The organism is Thermosipho ferrireducens (assembly GCF_017358165.1).
GTDB lineage: Bacteria > Thermotogota > Thermotogae > Thermotogales > Fervidobacteriaceae > Thermosipho_B > Thermosipho_B ferrireducens.
This window is the reverse complement of sequence record NZ_CP071446.1, coordinates 1,704,061-1,724,102: the sequence shown is the minus strand read 5'-3', so window position 1 is coordinate 1,724,102 and position 20,042 is coordinate 1,704,061. Positions and strand designations below refer to the sequence as shown.

15 protein-coding genes are annotated in these 20,042 nt (G+C 34.1%); 2 read left to right on the top strand and 13 right to left on the bottom strand.

Annotated features, from left to right (window positions below; translation table 11 throughout):
• Nucleotides 1-13: 13 nt before the first annotated feature.
• From JYK00_RS08420 to JYK00_RS08395, 6 genes are all read right to left on the bottom strand, one after another.
• The gene (locus JYK00_RS08420) at nt 14-2,488 is read right to left on the bottom strand and encodes a helix-hairpin-helix domain-containing protein (RefSeq protein WP_207566461.1); all 2,475 of its coding nucleotides are present in this window, start codon (nt 2,486-2,488) and stop codon (nt 14-16) included.
• A gap of 11 nt (nt 2,489-2,499) precedes the next feature.
• Complete coding sequence (gene rpe, locus JYK00_RS08415) at nt 2,500-3,141, bottom strand: ribulose-phosphate 3-epimerase (RefSeq protein ID WP_207566460.1); 642 nt, start codon at nt 3,139-3,141, stop codon at nt 2,500-2,502.
• A 68-nt stretch (nt 3,142-3,209) separates the two neighbouring features.
• Nucleotides 3,210-4,523, bottom strand: a complete 1,314-nt coding sequence (locus tag JYK00_RS08410) for a TldD/PmbA family protein (protein WP_207566459.1) — start codon at nt 4,521-4,523, stop codon at nt 3,210-3,212.
• Nucleotides 4,520-5,908: a TldD/PmbA family protein gene (locus JYK00_RS08405; RefSeq protein WP_207566458.1), complete on the bottom strand. Its 1,389-nt coding sequence runs from the start codon at nt 5,906-5,908 to the stop codon at nt 4,520-4,522. Before JYK00_RS08405 ends, JYK00_RS08410 begins: the two co-directional genes overlap by 4 nt.
• Nucleotides 5,909-5,911: 3 nt before the next feature.
• The gene (locus JYK00_RS08400; protein ID WP_207566457.1) at nt 5,912-7,636 is read right to left on the bottom strand and encodes a phosphoenolpyruvate carboxykinase (ATP); all 1,725 of its coding nucleotides are present in this window, start codon (nt 7,634-7,636) and stop codon (nt 5,912-5,914) included.
• A complete protein-coding gene (locus JYK00_RS08395) occupies nt 7,633-8,013 on the bottom strand; it encodes a Mini-ribonuclease 3 (RefSeq protein WP_207566456.1) in 381 nt (126 codons plus the stop codon). Before JYK00_RS08395 ends, JYK00_RS08400 begins: the two co-directional genes overlap by 4 nt.
• A gap of 169 nt (nt 8,014-8,182) precedes the next feature.
• On the opposite strand from JYK00_RS08395, the gene JYK00_RS08390 reads away from it, so the two are divergent.
• The gene (locus JYK00_RS08390; protein ID WP_207566455.1) at nt 8,183-9,580 is read left to right on the top strand and encodes a GGDEF domain-containing response regulator; all 1,398 of its coding nucleotides are present in this window, start codon (nt 8,183-8,185) and stop codon (nt 9,578-9,580) included.
• Here the strand turns inward: JYK00_RS08390 and JYK00_RS08385 are convergent.
• The 6 genes from JYK00_RS08385 to JYK00_RS08360 all read right to left on the bottom strand — a co-directional run bounded on the left by JYK00_RS08385 (nt 9,549) and on the right by JYK00_RS08360 (nt 17,234).
• Entirely contained in the window at nt 9,549-10,637 is a 1,089-nt protein-coding gene (locus JYK00_RS08385; protein ID WP_207566454.1) for a 4Fe-4S binding protein, read from the bottom strand. The genes JYK00_RS08390 and JYK00_RS08385 overlap by 32 nt on opposite strands.
• Before the next feature lie 13 nt (nt 10,638-10,650).
• The gene (locus JYK00_RS08380) at nt 10,651-11,928 is read right to left on the bottom strand and encodes an amidohydrolase family protein (protein WP_207566453.1); all 1,278 of its coding nucleotides are present in this window, start codon (nt 11,926-11,928) and stop codon (nt 10,651-10,653) included.
• A gap of 3 nt (nt 11,929-11,931) precedes the next feature.
• Nucleotides 11,932-13,236, bottom strand: a complete 1,305-nt coding sequence (locus JYK00_RS08375; protein ID WP_207566452.1) for a dihydroorotase — start codon at nt 13,234-13,236, stop codon at nt 11,932-11,934.
• Nucleotides 13,237-13,239: 3 nt separating this feature from the next.
• Nucleotides 13,240-14,229 carry an ornithine carbamoyltransferase gene (locus JYK00_RS08370; protein ID WP_207566451.1) on the bottom strand — a complete coding sequence of 330 codons (990 nt, stop codon included), beginning with the start codon at nt 14,227-14,229 and terminating at the stop codon, nt 13,240-13,242.
• A gap of 1 nt (nt 14,230) precedes the next feature.
• Nucleotides 14,231-15,445, bottom strand: a complete 1,215-nt coding sequence (locus JYK00_RS08365) for a YgeY family selenium metabolism-linked hydrolase (RefSeq protein ID WP_207566450.1) — start codon at nt 15,443-15,445, stop codon at nt 14,231-14,233.
• Between the two features lie 121 nt (nt 15,446-15,566).
• On the bottom strand, nt 15,567-17,234 hold the full coding sequence (locus JYK00_RS08360) for a DUF342 domain-containing protein (protein WP_207566449.1): 1,668 nt from the start codon (nt 17,232-17,234) through the stop codon (nt 15,567-15,569).
• A 318-nt stretch (nt 17,235-17,552) separates the two neighbouring features.
• Here JYK00_RS08360 and JYK00_RS08355 point away from each other — a divergent pair, with 318 nt between their 5' ends.
• Entirely contained in the window at nt 17,553-19,034 is a 1,482-nt protein-coding gene (locus tag JYK00_RS08355; protein ID WP_207566448.1) for a GGDEF domain-containing protein, read from the top strand.
• Nucleotides 19,035-19,061: 27 nt separating this feature from the next.
• Here JYK00_RS08355 and JYK00_RS08350 read toward each other — a convergent pair whose 3' ends face one another.
• Nucleotides 19,062-20,039 (bottom strand): thiamine pyrophosphate-dependent enzyme, encoded by a 978-nt coding sequence (locus tag JYK00_RS08350; RefSeq protein ID WP_207566447.1) that lies wholly within the window; start codon nt 20,037-20,039, stop codon nt 19,062-19,064.
• Between the last annotated feature and the right edge of the window lie 3 nt (nt 20,040-20,042).

Genomic DNA, 20,042 nt, shown 5'->3' with positions numbered 1-20,042 from the left:
TTTTCCTCCCTGTTTAAACAATGTTTATTGTATATTCATCAAGCACAGGCCTTGATTTTAAAACTGCATATTTTTTCCGATTATATTTAAATTTTACGCTTTCCATTTTTCCACCGCGTTCCAGATCATTTTCCGACAAAAATTCTTTTAAAATATATTCGACTTTTTTAAAGCCTTCATATATTGTGAGATTTTTTTCGTAAACGTATGTATATTTCCCATCAGGTACTGTTATCTTGAATACTGAGATACCGTCTGTGGCATATCCGCCTTTTACAACAATGTGAGTAGCCAGTTTTTGCTGGCGAGAAAAAGCTACACAGTAAGGTGATAAATTGTTTTCAACGTTTTCTACAGGCTTTGTTATAGGGACACCTAAAACACTATTTTCCATATCCGCTTTTTCCCATTCTTTTTCAATTTTTATATCATGTTCGAGTTTCTTTCCAAACAATTTACTTGATATGTCAAGAAGTTGTGGGTTTATACCTACTCGAAAATCTTTTAACTTTTTAAGTAATTTTCTCCTGCTGGAGGAGAAATCATCAAAAGCCCCGGCTTTTATAAGAGCTTCAATTGTGGAATAATGTAGTGTTTTATTCTTTTCAACGAAATTTTCAAAAGAAGTATAGGGAGCAGATTTCCTGATTTGTTCTTCTGTATTTTTTCCAATGCCTGATATGCACGAAAGTGGTATTATGAATTCATTTTCGTTTTCTTTCTTATTATTGATGTTTGGTAGTAATATTTTATATCCAAGTGCCTGTAGTTCGTAAATTGAGGCAGCTATTTTTTGACTATCATAACTTATAAGAACTCTGAAAAAATCTTTGGGAAAATATAACTTGAAATACGAGAGAAAATATGAAATATGAGAATATGCTACGGCGTGTGACTTGTTAAAAGCGTATTCTGAAAAATCATATATAGTTTTTATAAGATTATTAACTTCTTCCTTTTCCATTTTCTGTGAAAGATTTATTCTCAATTTTTTGATCAGACTGTTCATAAGTTCTTTATCTTTTTTTGAAACAGCTTTTCGAAGCGCATCAGCTTCTTCAGCTGAAAAATTTGCTAAATTCATTGCAATTCTCATTATTTGTTCTTGATATATAAGCACTCCTCTGGTCTCATCAAAAATATTGGATAGGGTTGAATTAGTGTTTTTTTTAGACAAAACATATTGTTTGTCTAACCCGCTTTTTAGGGGTCCAGGTCTGTTTAGTGATAACACCACAGCTAATTCTTCCAGACTTTTTGGTTTTATGCGTCGTGAAATTTTTCGTGCAATAGTGCTATCAAGTTGGAAAATTCCTGTGGTTTCCCCAGTTGAAATTTTTTTATAGACATTTTTATCATCAAGGTTTTTAATTCTTCCGAATTTTTTTTCAAGTTTTGAAAGAATAGATAATGTCTTTAACCCTAAAATATCTATTTTTACGAACCCACATTGCTGAAGAGAGTTCATATCCCATTCAAGTGTATATTCCCCTGAAATTACAGGAGCATTTAGAGGAACTGTGGATATGATTATTCCGGCGGCGTGAATACTTTTATGCAGGGGAAGTCCCAAAATGTACTCTGCAATTTTTCTGGGGATGTTGTTTTCTGAAACTATTTTTTTAATGAATTTTTCTCCTGCGTTTGAATAAGTGGTTATATGATACACATAACGATATTTTTCACGTAGTTGTTCAATTAATTCTTTTCTTCTTTCATCTTCTATATCTAAGTCTATGTCTGGAAGCTCTTTTCTACCTTCATTTAAAAATCGCTCAAACATAAGGTTATATTTTAAAGGATTAATTTCTGTTATTCCAAGCTTGTAAGCAATAAATGATCCTACTGCGCTTCCACGTCCTGGACCAACTTTTATTCCCAGTTTGCGAGCAGTGGTAACAATGTCGAAGATTGTATAAAAGTAATCTACAAACCCCAATTTTATTATAAGAGCTTTTTCTCTTTCAAATCTTTCTCTTTCATATGATTTAATGTTTGTTTCCAGCACCTTAAAAAAGTCTTTTGGAGCGCCTGGAAGTTTTTGAGAAGAATATAAATTATATCCTTTACATTCCAGAGCATCTTTGTAAGAGTTAAATTCTGCATTTTTAACAGGTTCTTTGCCAAAATAGCGTGCAAAAAACTCGTATGCCGCTTTTTGACCTGGGAGATGGTATACGAGTTTTATTTCTTCAAGTGGGATTTCAGGAAGTTTTAAATTTTTAAAATCGTTTCTATTATAAGCATTTATAAGCTGATAAAATTCTTCAGTATTTCTTGCATAAAGAACTTTATCTTTTAATCTCAAACCAATTATTGGATTAATATTGTATTTTTTGCAGCTTTTAATGAATTCAACTGTACCGTGAAAGTTTGTATCGCATAAAAACAACGTTTTAGCGCCAAGACTTCTGGCGTGTTTTACTGCAAGTTCAATTTTTAGCACAGAGCCTTCAAATGAGTATGGTGATACAATACCAGTTATCATTAATAAACACCTTATTTTCTGAAATTATCGCTTAAAGCTTTTAAATTATCGTTTTTGAATATGCCGTAACCCATAACAAGTATGTTTGCCCCCGCATCTACAACTGGATGAGCGGTTAATTCATTTATTCCTCCATCGACAGCTATGTAAAAGTCGAGTCCGTATCTTTCTTTCCACTCATGCAATTTTCTGATTTTTTCTAACGACTTTGCTATAAATTTTTGTCCGGAAAAGCCAGGATTTACACTCATTACAAGAACTCCATCAACATCGCCAATTATTTGTTCCAGTAGACTTACTGGAGTTGCTGGATTTAAAGACACGAAGGCTTCGCTGCCGACTTCTTTAATTTGCCAGATCGTTCTATGAAGGTGAGTACACGCTTCAACGTGGACGGTGATTCTTGAAACTCCTAATTGTAAAAACTTTTCCACATGAAATTCTGGATTTGTTACCATCAGGTGTACATCAATTGGAAGTTGAGTAGAACTTTTAACAGCTTCAAAAATTGGGTACGCAAATGTGAGATTTGGAACAAAATGACCGTCCATAACATCAAGATGGATTTCATCTATGTATGGTTCTACACGTTTTATTTCTTTTTCAAGTTTAGAAAGATCAGCAGCAAGTATAGAAGCACTAAATCTTACCATGACTCCTCTCCTTTCTTTGAAATTTGGATTTAATTTCGTTGCATAGAGACGCGAAAGATACTACAGACTTATTCTCCAGCAACATCTATTTCATTTACTAAAACGCTCGGGCAGATGACCGCTCTAAACGGGGCGGCATGCACGTCATTGCCCACTGTTTCTATATTATTTAATAATGTAAGAAAATTAGCAGAAATTGTTATTTGTTCCACCGCTCCAGAAAGTTTCCCGTTTTTTACTTCATAGCCTCTTGCACCCAATGAGAAATTTCCAGAAATTGGATTGGCTCCAGAGTGTATCCCATCAACTCCTATTATGATAAGTCCGTTGTCAAGTTCGTCAATTAATTCTTCAAAAGATTTGTTTCCCGGGACCAATGTCATATTTATGAATGAAATAGCGCCATTGTGTGCATTTCCAGTAGACTTTGTATTATCTTTTTTAGCAGTTTTTAGATTATATAAATATGTTTTAAGGATTCCCTGTTCAATAACAGCCTTTTCTATTGTAGGAACACCTTCACTGTCAAAAGGCTTATTTTGTATGCTTAAGGGATGGAAGGGCATATCTAAAATATTGACACATGTACTTGCTATTTGCTTTCCAATTTTCTCTTTCAAAGGTGACATGTTTTTTTGTATATTTTCGGCTGAAACCATGGAATTTAGCAAAGATAAAATATCTTGCAAAGCAGTGTGTCTTATTATAGCTCTATATTTTCCAGATTTAACAGATTTTGCTCCAAGCATGGCAAGTGCTTCATCACGGGCTTTTTTTCCTATTTTTTCCGGGTTTAATTCTGAAACTTTTTTTGCAACTGTTCCCCATATTCCTGAATGTTTACTTTTGTCGGCTGTGATAGCCATTGAAAATACTCTTGCTCCATCGCTTTTCATTTCTACTTCCAGTCCCAATGTGTTTGAAATCTGTACACTTTGTACAAAATCTTCGTAAAGTGCAAGGGGTACCATAACTATTTTTGGATCCGATTTTGCACTTTCATAAATTGTTTTAACAAATCCCAATTTTTCTTTTACTGGAAGTTTTTCAAATTCTCCATTGTACGTTTCCATTTTAATATATTTTCCAGTTCCATCGTGAAAGAAATTTTCATCTTTAGAATCGATTATTTCCCAATTTGAAATAGCCTCTTCAACATATTTTTCAGGAGTTTCTATAGTTTCTGTGTAAGAACTTCCTATTTTTCCTTCTTTTAAAACTTTTATTGAGAGATAAAATTTTCCTGCATCTGTGTATTGGTCAAGCTCTCCATTTGAAAATCGTACAGAAAATTCTTTTATTTCATGAAACTCTATTTGTGCTTCAAAACCTTTTTTTCTGGCTATTTTGAAAACTTTGTCTTTGAAATTTTTAAGATTCATTTATTTCGCCCCCCAACTGTTATCTCTGATACTCTTATTGTCGGTTGTCCAACATCAGCTGGAACAGCTCCCGAGAAAGAGCCACATACTCCCTGTCCACGTGCAATGTCGTTTCCAACCATATCTATTTTTTGAATTATTTCATAGCCCTTTCCAATGAGTGTAGCCCCTTTCACAGGTCTGGTTATTCTTCCTTTTTCTATAAGATATGCTTCGTTAACTGCAAAATTAAACTCTCCGGTTCCAGGATTTACAGAACCGCCGCCCATAGTCTTAGCGTAAAGTCCATATTCAGTTGCTGAAATTATTTCTTCCGGGTGATAGTCTCCTGGCAAGATAAAAGTATTGCTCATGCGCGATGTTGGTGGAAAGGTATAATCCTGTCTTCGAGCGCTTCCTGTACTTTCCATATTCATACGGCGTGCTCCAAGTTTGTCTATGAGATATCCCACAAGTATTCCTTTGTCGATAAGTAAATTTCTTCTCGTTGGGGTGCCTTCATCGTCGATATTTGCAGAACCCCAGGCATTTGGAATTGTGGCATCGTCTACAGCAGAGACACATTCAGCTGCCACTTTTTCCCCCAGCTTACCTGCAAATACCGAGGCGCCTTTTGCTACTGATGTGGCTTCGAGTGCGTGTCCAACTGCCTCGTGAAATATAACACCACCAAATTCATTTGATATAATTACGGGCATTTTACCAGCAGGAGCAGGTTCAGCATCTACCATTCTTGCAGCAATTCTTGCGGCTCTTTTTGCAGCTTCCTCTACATCTATCTTTTCAAAAAATTCGTATCCCATACTGGCACCTGGTCCATAGAAACCACGTTCCATGTTTCCATTGTGTTCTGCTATGGCATTAATCATTAATCTGGTTTTTACCCTCCTGTCTTCTGCCCATGTACCTTCTGAGTTTACAATCAAAACTTCCTGATCATATTCCCAGTACCATATTGCCACCTGCGTTATTAGTTTTGAATAATTTTTAGCAGCAAGATAAGCTTTTTTCATAATGTTTACTTTTAGATTTTTTTGGATATCTTCAGGATAAAAAATCACGAAGTGTTTATTTTTTATATCTTTTTTGTCGAAGTTAAATATCATATTTTCAAATTTTGTTTCTCCGAGTGCTTCACCAACACGCTTTGCCACTAACAATAAATTTTCTCTGGTTAAATCATTTGTATACGCATAGATAGCTTTTTTTCCAAAAAAACCTCTTATTCCAACACCAATAGTGTGATCACTTGAAGCAGTTTCAAGATTACCATCTTTTAGTTCAAAACGATTTGAATACTTTTTTTCAAAAAATATTTCTGCAAAATCTCCGCCGTGTTTTAAGACAGCACCTAAAATATCTTGAATTAGTCCATGTTCAAGCACCAGTTATCCCCCCTTTTTTTCTATTAATTTTAAAAGAGCTTTTGCAGCAAGCAACGTGCCATCTTTTTCATAACCTGCTATTCCAAGCATTGTTCTAATTTCACCGACTTTTATTCCTGTTTCAAACATTTTTTCAATGAATTTTTTGGCTATTTCGTGATGTTTTTTTCTCATTTGAACAGCTCCAAATGGGTTTGCAAAGTAAGAAGTGGTAATTCCAACTTCTGCTGTGGTGCCTTTTGCCATTCGCTTACCTTCAGAAAATACTTCTAAAGCTTCTTGTGGAGAATTGAAAAATTTAATTCTATCTTCATCGTTGCTGACTTCCGTATAGTTGTTTGCATACAAAAAGAAATCTATTGGTGTTGGAGTGATAACATCAGTATAGTTATTGAAAGGAACTATCACTCTTGCGTTTATTTTATCAGGATTCATGAAAATACTTCTGTCCATAGTGTGATATGCATATCCCGGTGGCAAATCATCGAGCCTTACAAAAGCGCCTGTTTCAGTGCCGTAAGCAACTATCTGGCCGTTTACAATATCAAGGCTTCCCATATCATCTATTATAATATCAACTTCAGCTACTTCATCCAATCTGTTTAGCGCATCTAATGTTTCACTTTTTCCAGCTCCACTGTCTCCTATGAACATAGCAACTGCACTTTTTCCAGATTGCAGAGTGATTCTTGCCATTGAGCCATGAATTGGAAGTCTATTTTGAGATATACGAATGAGGTTATGAACAGTGAGAGTAGTTTTTTTCATGTAACCGAAATAATCATTTTCTTTTGTTCCTGGAATAACCCCCACATAAAAATTGTTATCTTTAAAGACAACAGCATTTTTCCATCTTTCGTCATAATCAGGTATGTCTTCCGGTTTTATGCCAAATATTACAATGCCTTCAGGTTTTGTATTTTTAACAATTTTTGGTGTGGCTATTTCGAAGAGATTTGCAAGTCCTGCCCCGTGAGCTAAATATTCTCTGTGAACAAAATTATAAAATAGTAAATCGCCAACCATTATTGGAAATCTATACCATTCCCTTGGATCAAGACTAATCCTGTCAAGAATGTTCTTTTCAACTATAGGAATTATTCCTCTTCTTTTGTTGGATTTTGTGTAAAATATAGCAGGTGGATCAAAAATGGCTCCCCAGATTGTTGGGATATTATGCATCCATTGGTAATCTTTAAATTTTTCATTTTCTACATCATCAACTAAAAACATTACCTGTGCTCCGCTTGGCAGTTGTCTCATAACATTTGGAAATTCATTAGTTACGTTGGAGATTAGTTGTCTATAAAGGTTTTTTACAACTGCCTTAAATTGATCGCCTATCATGGTCATCGTATATTCAATACTTGCACGACGGTTGTAATCTTCTACGTATCTCTCTTTCCTGACCATAAATCTATGCTTACTTCTCCAGAAAGAGTAAAACGATTCTATGAATCTGGCAAGTTCTTTTGGATTAACATAATTAATTATGTTGCTTAATTCTTTGATATTTCGCATAGTAAGCAAATGTAAATATTCTACAAGTCTGTGCAAATCAATTTCATTCCCTACTTTAAAAGGATTCAAAGTTTCAAGAAGTGGGCTATTTTTTTTCTTTAAGATTTCAATAAAATCTTTAAGTAAAGATTCAAATTTTCTTTGCCCCATGATCTGACTATAGTTTGTGTAAATCACTGAACCATCAATAATCACACTTCTTTTCATTTTAACACCCCTTTCAATAAAGAATCTAAACGTTCTTGATTGGTAAGATAAAGATAACCTATTAGCACTTCAAACCCTGTGCTTTTCCGGTAGGCGGGATCATTTCCATATTTACCAGCACCTTTGCTGTTGATTCCTCTTTTTACATATGTTTTTTCCCCATCGGAAAGAAAAGGCAATAACTTATCAAGTAATGCGGCTTGAGTTTTTCTATTAACAAGTTTTTGAGATTCTTTGTGAAGATTGTAAGCCGATGTTTTTTTAAAAAGATATAGTTTTATGTATAAGTTATATACAGCGTCTCCTAAGTATGCTAAAGAATCTGTTGGTATTTCCCTTGGATCTATTTCTGGACTTAGTTTTTCAAAAATGTTCAATTCTTTTCCCCCGTTTATTTTTTATTTATATATTAGACCGTATTTCATTCCTTTAGTTTTTATAATACTAAAAAAGTCCGGTTTATGATAGGAATTTTTCTTATCTACATTTTAACATATCATTTGTGATATAATAAAGTAAGAATTTTTATTTCACAGGGGGATGTTTTTGAAAAAAGTTTTAGTGATTGATGATAGTAAATTCTGGCGTCTATTTCTTTCAGATGTTGTAAATTCTCTCGGGTGTGAAGTTAAAACGGCAGAGTCTGGTATATCAGGTGTAAATGAAGCTTTAAAGTTTTTGCCTGATCTGGTGATAACTGATTATAATATGCCTGATATATCAGGTTTGTATGTTTCGATGGTTTTAAGGAGTATCCCTGAATTTCAAAGTATTGGAATAATTATTTTAACAGGCTCTGAAGATGTTATAAATGAGTATTGGGCTAAAAAAAGTGGGGCCAATAAGTTTTTAAGCAAACTGATAGGAAAAGATAGAATAAAAAGCGAACTTTCCGTTTTTTTAGATAATGGTTTTTATGCTGGGAACTTGAATGATAATCGAAGCTTTACCTTTGAGGATATTTATCAAGTTATTGAGAAAAAAATGAAAAGCGAAATAATAAAGAGGGAAATTTTAGGATTTTTAAAATATATAAGAGATGAAAAGCACGTTATGAATTCTCTAAAAAAATTGATTAGTCATTTTACAAGTTTTACAGGTTTTTATTCGGCTTTGCTTTCTCCTTCTGAAGGTAGGATTTATAACCTTTCCGAAAAAGTTAATCCCAACCACTTAAAGGCACTTTTACTTTCGTTTTTAAATAAGCCAATAACACCCTCAAAATGGTCGTATACAGGTGCATTCGATGAAAATAGCCAGAGACGAATAAAGAATTATTACGCTCAACCAATATGTTATGAGAATGAAGAGATAGGGATAATATTACTTGAAAATCCCGCTTTTACTGTAGGTTTGCGTGAGTTTTTGAAAGAAGCTATTGAAAGCCTGGGAATGCTCTTTTCAACGTTGAACAATTTTAAAGAATATAATAATGCGGCATTGTTAGATGGTTTAACTGGATTGCTAAATAAAAAAAGTCTTATTGAAAGTATTGAAAATATGATGGAAAAATACAAAAATGATCTTACACTTGCAATGTTTGACATAGACAATTTCAAGCAGGTGAATGATATTTATGGTCATTTGACTGGAGATCTTGTTTTAAAGGAAATTGCAAAAATTTTTCTTGAAGTGATAGATGAAAAAGCAATGGCAGGTAGATATGGTGGAGAAGAGTTTATAATAGTCTTTAAATCTCCAGATATGGCAATCAAGTTTGTAGAAAAAATTTATGAAAAAATTCAAAGCTATAATTGGAAAAAAGTTATTGGAGACGATAAAAAAATAACAATAAGCGGCGGAATTGCAAGAAACCAGGAAGGTTATACTGTAACTGACTTAATTTCCGCCGCAGATATGTTGTTATATAAAGCAAAAAAAGATGGAAAAAATCGATTCTATGTTTCCATGTTTAAGACGAAAGGACGCCACTTATTGCTTTAACAGGGCATCGGCTTTCGCACAAACCGCAGCCAAAACACATTTCTTCATTAACGATTACTTTATCTTTTATTTCTATTGCAAAGTATGGACAAACCTTTTCACATATTCTACAAAGTGTACATTTTTCATGGTCGATGATTGGATGGACAGGTTCATATTTAGGAGATTCCTTTTTTAATCCGGTGTTTTTAACATCTTCAATGCTTTCAAATCCATATTTTTTAAGTTTTTCTGGAAGTTCTTTTATTATTTTTTCATATAGATCTTTTCCGTATATCAAAGCAGAGGATAACATCTGAACAGCATCGGCACCAGCAAGAAGAAACTCTATAACATCGTCAGCACTTTTAATTCCTCCAACGCCTATAATGGTTATATCTGGTAAAGCTTCTCTGAGCATGTTAACCATTGCAAGAGCCAGGGGTTTTATAGCAGGTCCAGATAACCATACCTGACCTTTTTCATTTCCAAGTAGAACGTTTCTTTTTTCAATATTTATTTTCATAGTGGGGCCTAATGAATTGATAGCAACGACTCCATTTGCTCCATTTTCTACAGCAACTTTTGCAAAACCTATCGGATCAGGAATATGTGGACTCATTTTCATAAATATTGGTTTTTCAGTATTTTTTCTTATAGCTTTTACTATTTCAGCTATAGTGTCTAAACTTTTTCCCACATAATGAGTTGATATTTCAAATGCGTCTGCAAATCTATCGAGCTCTGGAATTAATGTTTCCATATCCTCTTTTGAGTATCCGGCACTTACAATTATGGGAACATCCAGTTTGCTTTTTATCTCTGGAAGTATTTCGTTAATCCATTTTTCTGGAGGCAATTCAGACCATAGTTCGGCGTTCATGGCAAATTCTCTTTCACCATAAATACATGGTCGTGGTACTACTGCAGCTTTCGTTGAAATAGTTTTTGTAACTATCGCCCCTACACCAAGATTTGCTATATAGAGTATTTTTTTGGAATCTCCAACCAGCGGTCCAGAGGCTGGCATAAGAGGATTTTTAATTTTTATTCCAGCTATGTTTGTTAAAAGTTCCATTTATAATCCCCCCTCAAAGTCTTTTCCACACCGTTTCGGCGATTTTAGAAGCTTCTTTATAAATAATTTCTGTTTGAAGAAGTACGTTAAAATTATCGATTAATGTTTTTCCATTGACTATCACATGAGATGGTTTAAAATTATCCAGCACACCAAATATAAAATGTCCAATAATATTTGAAGAATTCATAGGTGTAGGTATATCATATGGAATTATAAGTAAATCTGCGGCATAACCAGGTTTTATTTTTCCAAGTTTTACTCCTAAATATTTTCCAGCAAGTTCGTACGTATTGTTAATGATTTTTATGAAGTCATTGAAATCAAATGAAATAGGAGAATTTCCCGCCAGTTTCATAGAGAAGAAAATATTGAGTAGATCCCTTGAAAAGTTAAATCCTAACCCATCATTTCCCGCTATCACATTTATTCCATATCTTTTCATCTTCTGATAATCTGGAAGTCCAACTGCGTTGTTCATGTTAGACGTAACGTTATATGCTACATAGCATTTATATTGCGAAATTAGTGCCATTTCCTCTTCATTAACATGTACACAGTGTGCTAAAATAGAATTCTCTCTCAATAGACTATGTTTTTCCAGCCTTTTTACTACTCTCATACCATATTTTTCGATAGAATCTTTTTCATCATCAGGACTTTCGGCAACATGTATATGTATTGGGCCCTCGTAGTGTTGACTTACCACTTTTAAAGTTTCTTCGGAGAGACTTAAAGAGGCATGAAGTCCAAAGATTCCAGCATGCATCTCATTACTGTGAGCTGCGAATTCTACGTTTTCTTCTACGCATTCTTTAACGTTAAATCTATCGCTTGTTTCAAAACAAAAGATGCCACGTAATCCTATCTCTTCGCAAATTGCCTGTTTAAGTGTCGACAAACTCCCTTTGATTTGTAAGCCACTTGCGTGATGATCTATCACTGTGGTTACCCCATTTTTTAAAAACTCAAGCCCCGCAACAAGAGCACTGTAATAGTTTGCTTCCTTGTCAAGTTTGGCGTCTAATTTCCACCATAATTGTGTTAAAATGTCCTTGAAATTTTTCGGATTAAAGGGGACAGATAATCCTCTTGCGAATGTAGAGTATATGTGTGTATGTCCCACCACAAGTCCTGGTATTACCAGATTACCTTTAGCATTGATTTCAAATAAAGCTCCTGGATAATCTTCCATTTTTCCTGTTTCAAGAATTTTTTTATCGTAGAGTATGTATCCGTTTTCAATGTAATTTTCAAAATCGTATATTTTAGCATTTATAATGGCCTTCATAATTTACCTCCTCAAAAAATTTCCTGGAGCGGTTTTCACAAGTTTTTCGTTCTCAATTATTAGGTTTCCTGACTTGAAGACTTTTTCTACTTTTCCTTTCACTTTTGTGTTAATATAAAGGTCATAATCAGCATTTGTGTGAGTGGATTTAATAAATCCCGAATAATTTGGATTAAAAATTACAACATCTGCATCGGCACCTGGATACAATGTACCCTTTCTGGGATAAAGGTTAAACATTTTTGCAGGATTTAAAGTAAATTTGTCTATAATTTGTTTTCCAAATAATGTGTACATTAAAATAAACGAATGCTCAATTCCACCTATGCCCATTGGAATGTCCCCGGTATATTTTTTGTTCTTTTCCTTGGTATTGAAAGTACAGTGATCAGTACCAATTGAAAATATTCCAGAGATATTTTTAATAAGCTTTTTTTGTTCATTTTTTGAACGAAGCGGTGGTGTCATTGTGTACAGATAACCGTTTTCTTTTAAATAAGCTTCAGAATTAAAATAAAAATAATGCGGACAGCTTTCGATGAATAGTTTTTCATTGAGTATATCTTTGAACCTCAGCGAGAGTTCTTCAATTATGGTGCCACATGTGGTATGCACTATGTAGACTTTAGCTCCAGTATGTTTCACCATTTCAGCTATTTTTATGATTTGAGTTATTTCAGACATCTCAGGTCTTGCTTTTGAATGTTCGTAAACTGGCACATTTTCTATTATCATTTCTTCATTTTCGGCATGTATTAAAATGGTTAAGTTGTACTTTGAGGCAGCTTCCATAAGACTGTACAAATACCCATCAAATGTCTTTCGATTGCTTGAAGAATAAGCGGTAAAAACTTTTATCGATGGAAGTCCAGACTCAATAGCCTTTTTAATAAAATTTTCTGCAGATTCTTTTGTGTTTGCTAATGTTAGGTGAAAAGAGTAATCGGCATAAGAAGATTGTGCCTCTTTTAGCCTTTTTGAGAATGCTTTCTCAAATTCTGAAACAGTTGTTATGGGGTCAAGGAAATCTATAAAAGTTGTAACACCACCAAAGAGCGCGCTTATTGATCCCGTTTTAAAATCATCAACTGATGTATATTTTCCAAGGTTTAAAGAAAAATGGACATGAGGATCAATAAAACCAGGGAGAACCCACTTCTCCCTGGCAGTATACTCTTCTTTTGCTGCATAATAGTTAGTTGTTATATCAACAATTTTACCCTTACTTATATAAATATTTGCTTCTAAAAAAGTGCCTTCGAGATATACTAATCCATCGACTATGCCTAAATCATGAGTTCTGGACATGTTTTAGAAACGTCCTCCCATGAGCAGTGTCATTACAGCTTTTGCTGTGTGCAGTCTATTTTCCGCTTCGTCATATACAACAGAATGTGGTCCGTCTATTACACTATCGACAACTTCTTTTCCTCTATCGGCTGGCAAAGCGTGCATGTAAATAGAGTGTTTTTTGGTGAGTTTCATTAAATCTTCAGTACAAATCCAGTTTTTGTGTTTCGCCTGTTCGGCACGAATCTCATCCGGATTATCTGATACGAAGAAACCGCCCCAATTCTTTGGTATGACTACATCTGCGTCAACAAAGGCGTCTTCCATTTTGTGGCTTATTTTTAAGCTACCTCCAAATTTTTCTGCATTTTTCTTGGCCTGTTCAACGATTTCTGGCATTAAATCAAATCCTTCAGGATAGGCAAGAGTGATATCCATCCCAAACCTTGTGAATAACAGGATCTGCGATTGGGGAACAGAAAGTGGTTTCAGATGACTTTCGGCGTATGCCCAGCTAATACCGACTTTTAATCCTCTAAGATTTTTTCCGAATCTTTCCTGAATAGTCATTAAGTCTGCCAATACCTGGAATGGATGGTACACGTCGTCCTGCAAATTCATTATTGGAGCTTTAGAATGTGCAGCCATTTCTCTAAGGTATTTGTTTCCCTGACCAAATTTACAAAATCTTATACCAATACCATCCCCGAACCTTGAAAGAATAATACCCGTGTCTTTTGCCACTTCTCCGTGGGCGATCTGCATTTTGTCAGGAGTTAAGAATATACCTGTTCCACCGAGCTGAGCTATACCTGCCTGCATACTATTTCTTGTCCTTGTACTTTCATCGAAGAAAATTAAAAAGAGCGTTTTGTACAGCAAGTAAGGTGTTGGTTCGCCATAGCTGAATTTGATTTTCAGTTCTTTTGCAAGGTCAAGCATCATCTCTATTTCCTCGTTTGTAAAATCCTGAGTGGTAATAAGGTGCCTTCCCCGGAAAAATGTTGACATTCTAATCCCTCCCTTTCGAATTTAACATACTGATTATTTTTTTAGGGAAAGTAGCGTAAAAAGCAGCAGCCTTAATAAGATGTTCAATTGCCACTCTTTCGTTGGGGGCATGTGCAAATTTCTCTTCGCCTGGTCCAAAACCAACTGTAGGAATTTGATAAACCCCTGCAGTAACTGTACCATTTGTGGAAAATGTCCATTTATCTACAACTGGTTCTTCACCAAAAGTATCTTTGAAATTTTCCTTTGCTGCCTGGACAATAAAACTATCTTCTGGAAAACTCCACACCGGGAAATATTTTTCCACTGGATAAACTACACCAGTATAAGATGGCTTTTTGTATTCAAGTTCTATAATTTCTGCATCTTCAATTCCTGCCCTTTTAAATACCCTTTTGATTTCCTCAAAAACGGTTTCTTTTGTCTCTCCTTCAGTTATTCGTCTGTCAATTTGAATTTCACATTCATCAGGGACGGCGTTATGTGAAGGGGATTTAAAAAAGATCTGTGAAACAACGATTGTACCTTTTCCCAGGAAAGAATCGCTTTTAAGTTCTTCGTTTAGTTTTTCTATTTCGTTGATAATTTTTGCCATTTTATATATCGCGTTCACACCTCTTTCTGGTGCGCTTGCATGAGCAGATAAACCGGTTGTTCGAATTCTGAACTCAATTCTTCCTCTATGTCCTCTATAAATTTTTAAAGAAGTTGGTTCTGTGATAACAACAAAATCTGGTTTTATACCCTCTTTTTCAATAATGTATCTCCAGCACAGTCCGTCACAATCTTCTTCCATAACAGTTCCTGTGATGTACAGGGTGAAATCATCAAATAAATTCAGCTCTTTTAGTATTTTTGCTCCATAAACCATTGAACACATACCCGCTTTTTGATCTGACGCACCTCTCCCATAGACCCATTCATTGTCATATTCACCGCTGAAAGGATCTCTTTCCCACAATTTTTCATTTCCAATGTCAACTGTGTCAATATGAGCATCCATAGCTATTATATGCTTTCCATTTCCTATTCTTCCAATTATATTACCGAGTTTATCTACTTTGATATCATCAAAACCCACTTTTTCCATTTCAGACTTTATAACCTGAATAACTTTTTGTTCTTCTCCAGAATAGCTTCTTGCCTGTATTAATCGACTCATAAAGTTTACAATATCTTTTTTATAGTTTTTTGCAAATTCTAAAGCATGATTCAAGGAAAAACACCTCCCCCGTTTGTTTTACCAGTATTATATTTGTGTCTGGGAGAGTTTAAAAATGCTATTAAATTTGCGCAATAGTGTAAAATAAGGAAAATTTTTCATCTAAATCTTTTATTTAACCTTTCCAGGACTTATAAGGTCGAGATACAATTTTTCCACTTTTTTTAGATAGTGTAAACAATGTTGGACCAAGTTTGTCCTGGATTTTAATTGTTTCGTCGTAGATTTGGATAACAACACCCGGGAAGCACTCTTCGGAGGCAAGTACATAAGCGTTTTGGGTTATTTTTTCCCTATAACGTTCTATTTTTAAGGCAGTTATAGCAGTTTTTATTTTTCTCATATCATTTATGATCTTATTTTTCGCATGATTAATCTTTATTATAGTTAGTGACAGTTTTTCCTTTTCTTTTTTATTTTCTGTGGAGCGTAGTAAATCTAATATTCTCTTGTATGCCAGTGAAAGTTCCGATAATTTTTTAAAATTCATTGAAAGCTTAAAATTTAATTCGGTATATCTTTTTTGATACTCAAAATTTATTCCTACTCTCAGGCTTGTTTTAATACCGCTGAAATTTCCCAATGTTTTTGTAATAATAGAATATCCAGCTGATATTTCGCCACCTATTATTAAACCTTTTCCTGAAACAATTACATTATTTTTAGCAACTATTGTTGAATTCATTATATACTCTCCTGTCTTAACTTCATTTCCAGCCAGTATAATTGTTTCATTTATAAATTTTGCAATAACGTTTTTTTCTGCTTCTAACTTTCCGATGCCTCTTCCAAATATCCCTTTTTTTACAATGACACTTTCGTTTGCCTGTAAATTAAATCCTCCGCTTAAAATACCATCAATGTAAATATCTTTTTTGGAAACTAATTTAAAATCACCTTCTACGTTTCCTTTAATCCATATTGTTCCAGGAAAGTCTATGATTTTTGTTTGATAGGTTTCATAGGTCAAATTCCCCTCTATTACGAGAATTTCCCTTACATTTACTTTTCCATCTGACGATATATAAGGCTGGCCATTTACATCCGAAAGTATTTTTGTGCCATCTTCAGATAATCTGGTATTTTTCCCTGTGTAAAGGTTCAAATTAATATCTTCTGGAGCAGTGGCAGGTATTGTTTCACCTAACACGTTATAACCTGGTTTTCCGTATAATGGAGGATTTTTTTTAACTAAAATATCATCTTTTTTGCATGTAAATATATTAAATTTGCGCTCAAAAGATTCTGAATCATTGGAAATTGAAATTCCATCTTTTGGAAACAAAAATTCAAGAGTAGCATCCTTTGACGGTGTGGGTGCTACTCCACGAGCTACAATCACGGGTTTTAGTGTAATTTTCTCTTTTACAATTTTTTCAATAGCATTTTTGTCAATACCCGCTTTAATTCCAGCATCTTTTAATGCTTTTATTAATTCTTCATAGGTTGGCACTTCTTTTACCAGACCAGGTATTATTGTTAAAAATGCTTCCATTTTATCTTCAGATATTGACACATCTATTTTTGGTTCGGAATGTTCTTCTAAGAGCTTTTCAAAGTTTTCTTGTGAAATCTTTTTTGCATCTATTTCTTCTGGTAATTTTATTTGTGAAATGGTTTTATCAGAAACTTTTAGCTCGGAGATAGGGGTTAATTTTGCGACAATTTTTCCATCTGGTTTTTCATTTATATCTATATGATAGGTAAGCCACCAATTAGGACCATAATCTTTTTCGATTTTGCTGTATAATTCTTCAAGAGAATTTGCTATTATTTCGCTCATAGTAATTCTCCTTTCCAGAGAATTATTAATTAAATATTTTATCATATATATTTTGCGATTGTTTTAAGAAATTAAAGGTATATTTTCTAAACAGTTAAGTATGGATTTGTTAAAGAAAATGGTATAATATTGATACTATAAAGTACAAGATTTATTTTAAAACGGTAATTTCAAATTAACTGTTCATATGCTTTATGGTAGTCTTCTTCCACCATTTCATCGAGGCTTTGTTCTAATTCCCTTTCCTTTTATTTGTTCATATGAATTACTGATCTATTGAAAGTAATATAGTCTTTTGAATTTGAATGGAGTGAAAATATGACAGAATTTTTGTTAGCAATTATTGTTTTTATGGCGTTATTAATTTTTTATCTTTTTAGAAGATTGAAATTGAGAACGCAGAGAAAAAAAGATAATCAAATGTATGATGAACTGTTTCTCATATTTCACGAAATATTCAGGAAAATAGAACTTGGTATAGGAGTCTGGAAACGTTGCAAACTTGTATATAAAAATGATGTCTTTGATGAATTTCTGAAAACCATAGAGGTGGATACGAAAGACTTTGAGAATGCACAGGAGTTCGTAGAGTCATGGGAGAGGCTGTTTGAAAAATATCCGAAGTTTAAACTTTTAGAAGATGTTTTAGATACGATAAAAGGCAACCTTGATTCTAATGATGTAAGTTTAAATTGGATTAGAGAAATAGACAAAACTGCCTTTATGATTAATTTTACTAGGTTTATGCTGGGTAAGGATTTATATACAACTGTGAACATTAAAAACATTACTCAGGAGTTTACAGGTGCCCAGCTTAAAACTGCTGAAGTATTTTCAAGTGTTGTTACCAATGTAATACCTTTAGTCCTCGAAAACAGGCAGATGCGTGAGATAGGAAAAGCTATATACAATAATCTTTATTCTGCGAAAGTAATCGATTCTTTTATTATAGGAACAATAGATAAAAGAGGAGAGATTACTGTTCGTTTTGGAATTGTGGGAAATAAGGAGATTTCAGGTTTAAAGGTTCCAAAAGAGGAAAAAACACTTCTGAGGTATTTTATTGATAAAGGTAAACCAGAGTACTTTTCAAACATACTGAAAGTTAATCTGACAAATGGATATAAACCAAAAATCATAGTGAAAAAAGATTATTCTATATACGGTGTTCCTATATCATTTCGGGGGGATGTTTTTGGAGCGGTTTTATTTGAAAAGTCTGGAGAGAATTTATTCAGTCCTGCAACTTTTCCAGTTTTTGAACATCTTGCCAATATTATAGCTATAACTTTGAAATTAAAAGAGTATTATGACATAGCTTTAAAAGAGAGAGACAGGTATTACAATATGTCAATAAAAGATACTATGACTGGAGCGTACAATAGAGCATTTCTTGTTGAATATCTTATAAAAATGCATGCAAGGATAAAAAGAAAGCCGGAAAAGTTATGCATAGTATTTATTGATATAGATGATTTTAAAAGTATGAATGATAAGTACGGACATCTTTTTGGTGATAGAGTGTTAAAAGATTTCGTGAGAATAACTCAAAAAAATATTAGGACTATGGATTTTGTGGTAAGATATGGTGGAGATGAATTTATTCTTTTACTCCCGACAATAAATTCTAAAGAAGCGGAAAAAATAGTTTCAAGGTTAAAGAAAAAATTAAGTAGCCTGGAATTTCCAATAAAATTTTCTTATGGTATTGTAGAATTTGATCCAGATGTTTCAGTTGAAGATAATCTTCGAAAAGTTGATGAAAAAATGTACGAGATGAAAAACAGAAAGCCCCGATAGTTTTCGGGGCTTTCTTAAAATAATTTTTTATCTTATTGGTTTGTCTTTAGTTGCTTCTTCAAGAGCCAGGAGTCTTTCCCACCTGCTTGTTACATACTCCTGAATTTCGTTTACGATATCATCTGCATCTGCTTTTTTCAAGAGAGGTTTGAACCTACCTTGTGCTTCAATAAATTGTCTGACAGGTTTTAATTCTTTTAAACGTTTTGTAATTCTATAGACTCCCCTTTCTACTTCATAGAGAGGCCAATAGCCTGTTTCAATGGCAAGTTTCGATATATCAACTGCTTTATCATCGCCAACTCTCCAGAACCTTACACATGGTGAGAAAGCGGCGATAAACGATGGCCCATCAAATTCGAGAGCTTTTTCAATTTTTTTGAAGAAATCCATAGGTTCTGAGGTTGAAACTGTGGCTACATAGACATTTTCATGACCAGCCATTATTTCGACAATATTTTTCTTTATCTGAACCTTACCTGAAAGTTTTTTTCCAACTGGAGCGGTAGTGGTTTGAGAACCTGGAGGAGTTGAACCAGAACGCTGGTTTCCTGTGTTCATGTATCCTTCGTTATCATAAACTATATAAATAAATTTATGACCCCTTTCAATAGCTCCAGATAGTGATTGAAGTCCTATGTCATATGTTCCTCCATCGCCACCAAATGCAAAGAACGCGTATTTTTTATCTGGATCAACTAATCTTCCTCTTCTGGCAAGAGCTCTATACGCGGTTTCTACACCACTTATTGTAGCTGCAACGTTTTCGAATGCATTATGTATATAAGGAACGTTCCATGCAGAGTATGGATAGATTGTTGTAGAAACTTCCAGACATCCTGTTGCAAGTCCAACTACCGGTTCAAAACCCTTAGCTTTCGCTATCATGAGTGCAAATTTAACAACGTTTGGCGCGGCACATCCTGGACAGAGTCTATGACCCTGAGTTATTCCAGGATTTTTATCAGCAAACAATGTAGCAAGCTGCATTATATTAAGAGCCATCCA

Bases quoted from the DNA above. Each gene is read 5' to 3' on its own strand.
- JYK00_RS08420 (WP_207566461.1), bottom strand. From the start codon at position 2,488: ATGATAACTGGTATTGTATCACCATACTCATTTGAAGGCTCTGTGCTA.
- rpe (WP_207566460.1), bottom strand. From the start codon at position 3,141: ATGGTAAGATTTAGTGCTTCTATACTTGCTGCTGATCTTTCTAAACTT.
- JYK00_RS08410 (WP_207566459.1), bottom strand. From the start codon at position 4,523: ATGAATCTTAAAAATTTCAAAGACAAAGTTTTCAAAATAGCCAGAAAA.
- JYK00_RS08400 (WP_207566457.1), bottom strand. From the start codon at position 7,636: ATGAAAAGAAGTGTGATTATTGATGGTTCAGTGATTTACACAAACTAT.
- JYK00_RS08385 (WP_207566454.1), bottom strand. From the start codon at position 10,637: ATGGAACTTTTAACAAACATAGCTGGAATAAAAATTAAAAATCCTCTT.
- JYK00_RS08380 (WP_207566453.1), bottom strand. From the start codon at position 11,928: ATGAAGGCCATTATAAATGCTAAAATATACGATTTTGAAAATTACATT.
- JYK00_RS08375 (WP_207566452.1), bottom strand. From the start codon at position 13,236: ATGTCCAGAACTCATGATTTAGGCATAGTCGATGGATTAGTATATCTC.
- JYK00_RS08370 (WP_207566451.1), bottom strand. From the start codon at position 14,229: ATGTCAACATTTTTCCGGGGAAGGCACCTTATTACCACTCAGGATTTT.
- JYK00_RS08360 (WP_207566449.1), bottom strand. From the start codon at position 17,234: ATGAGCGAAATAATAGCAAATTCTCTTGAAGAATTATACAGCAAAATC.
- JYK00_RS08355 (WP_207566448.1), top strand. From the start codon at position 17,553: ATGACAGAATTTTTGTTAGCAATTATTGTTTTTATGGCGTTATTAATT.
- JYK00_RS08350 (WP_207566447.1), bottom strand. From the start codon at position 20,039: ATGGCTCTTAATATAATGCAGCTTGCTACATTGTTTGCTGATAAAAAT.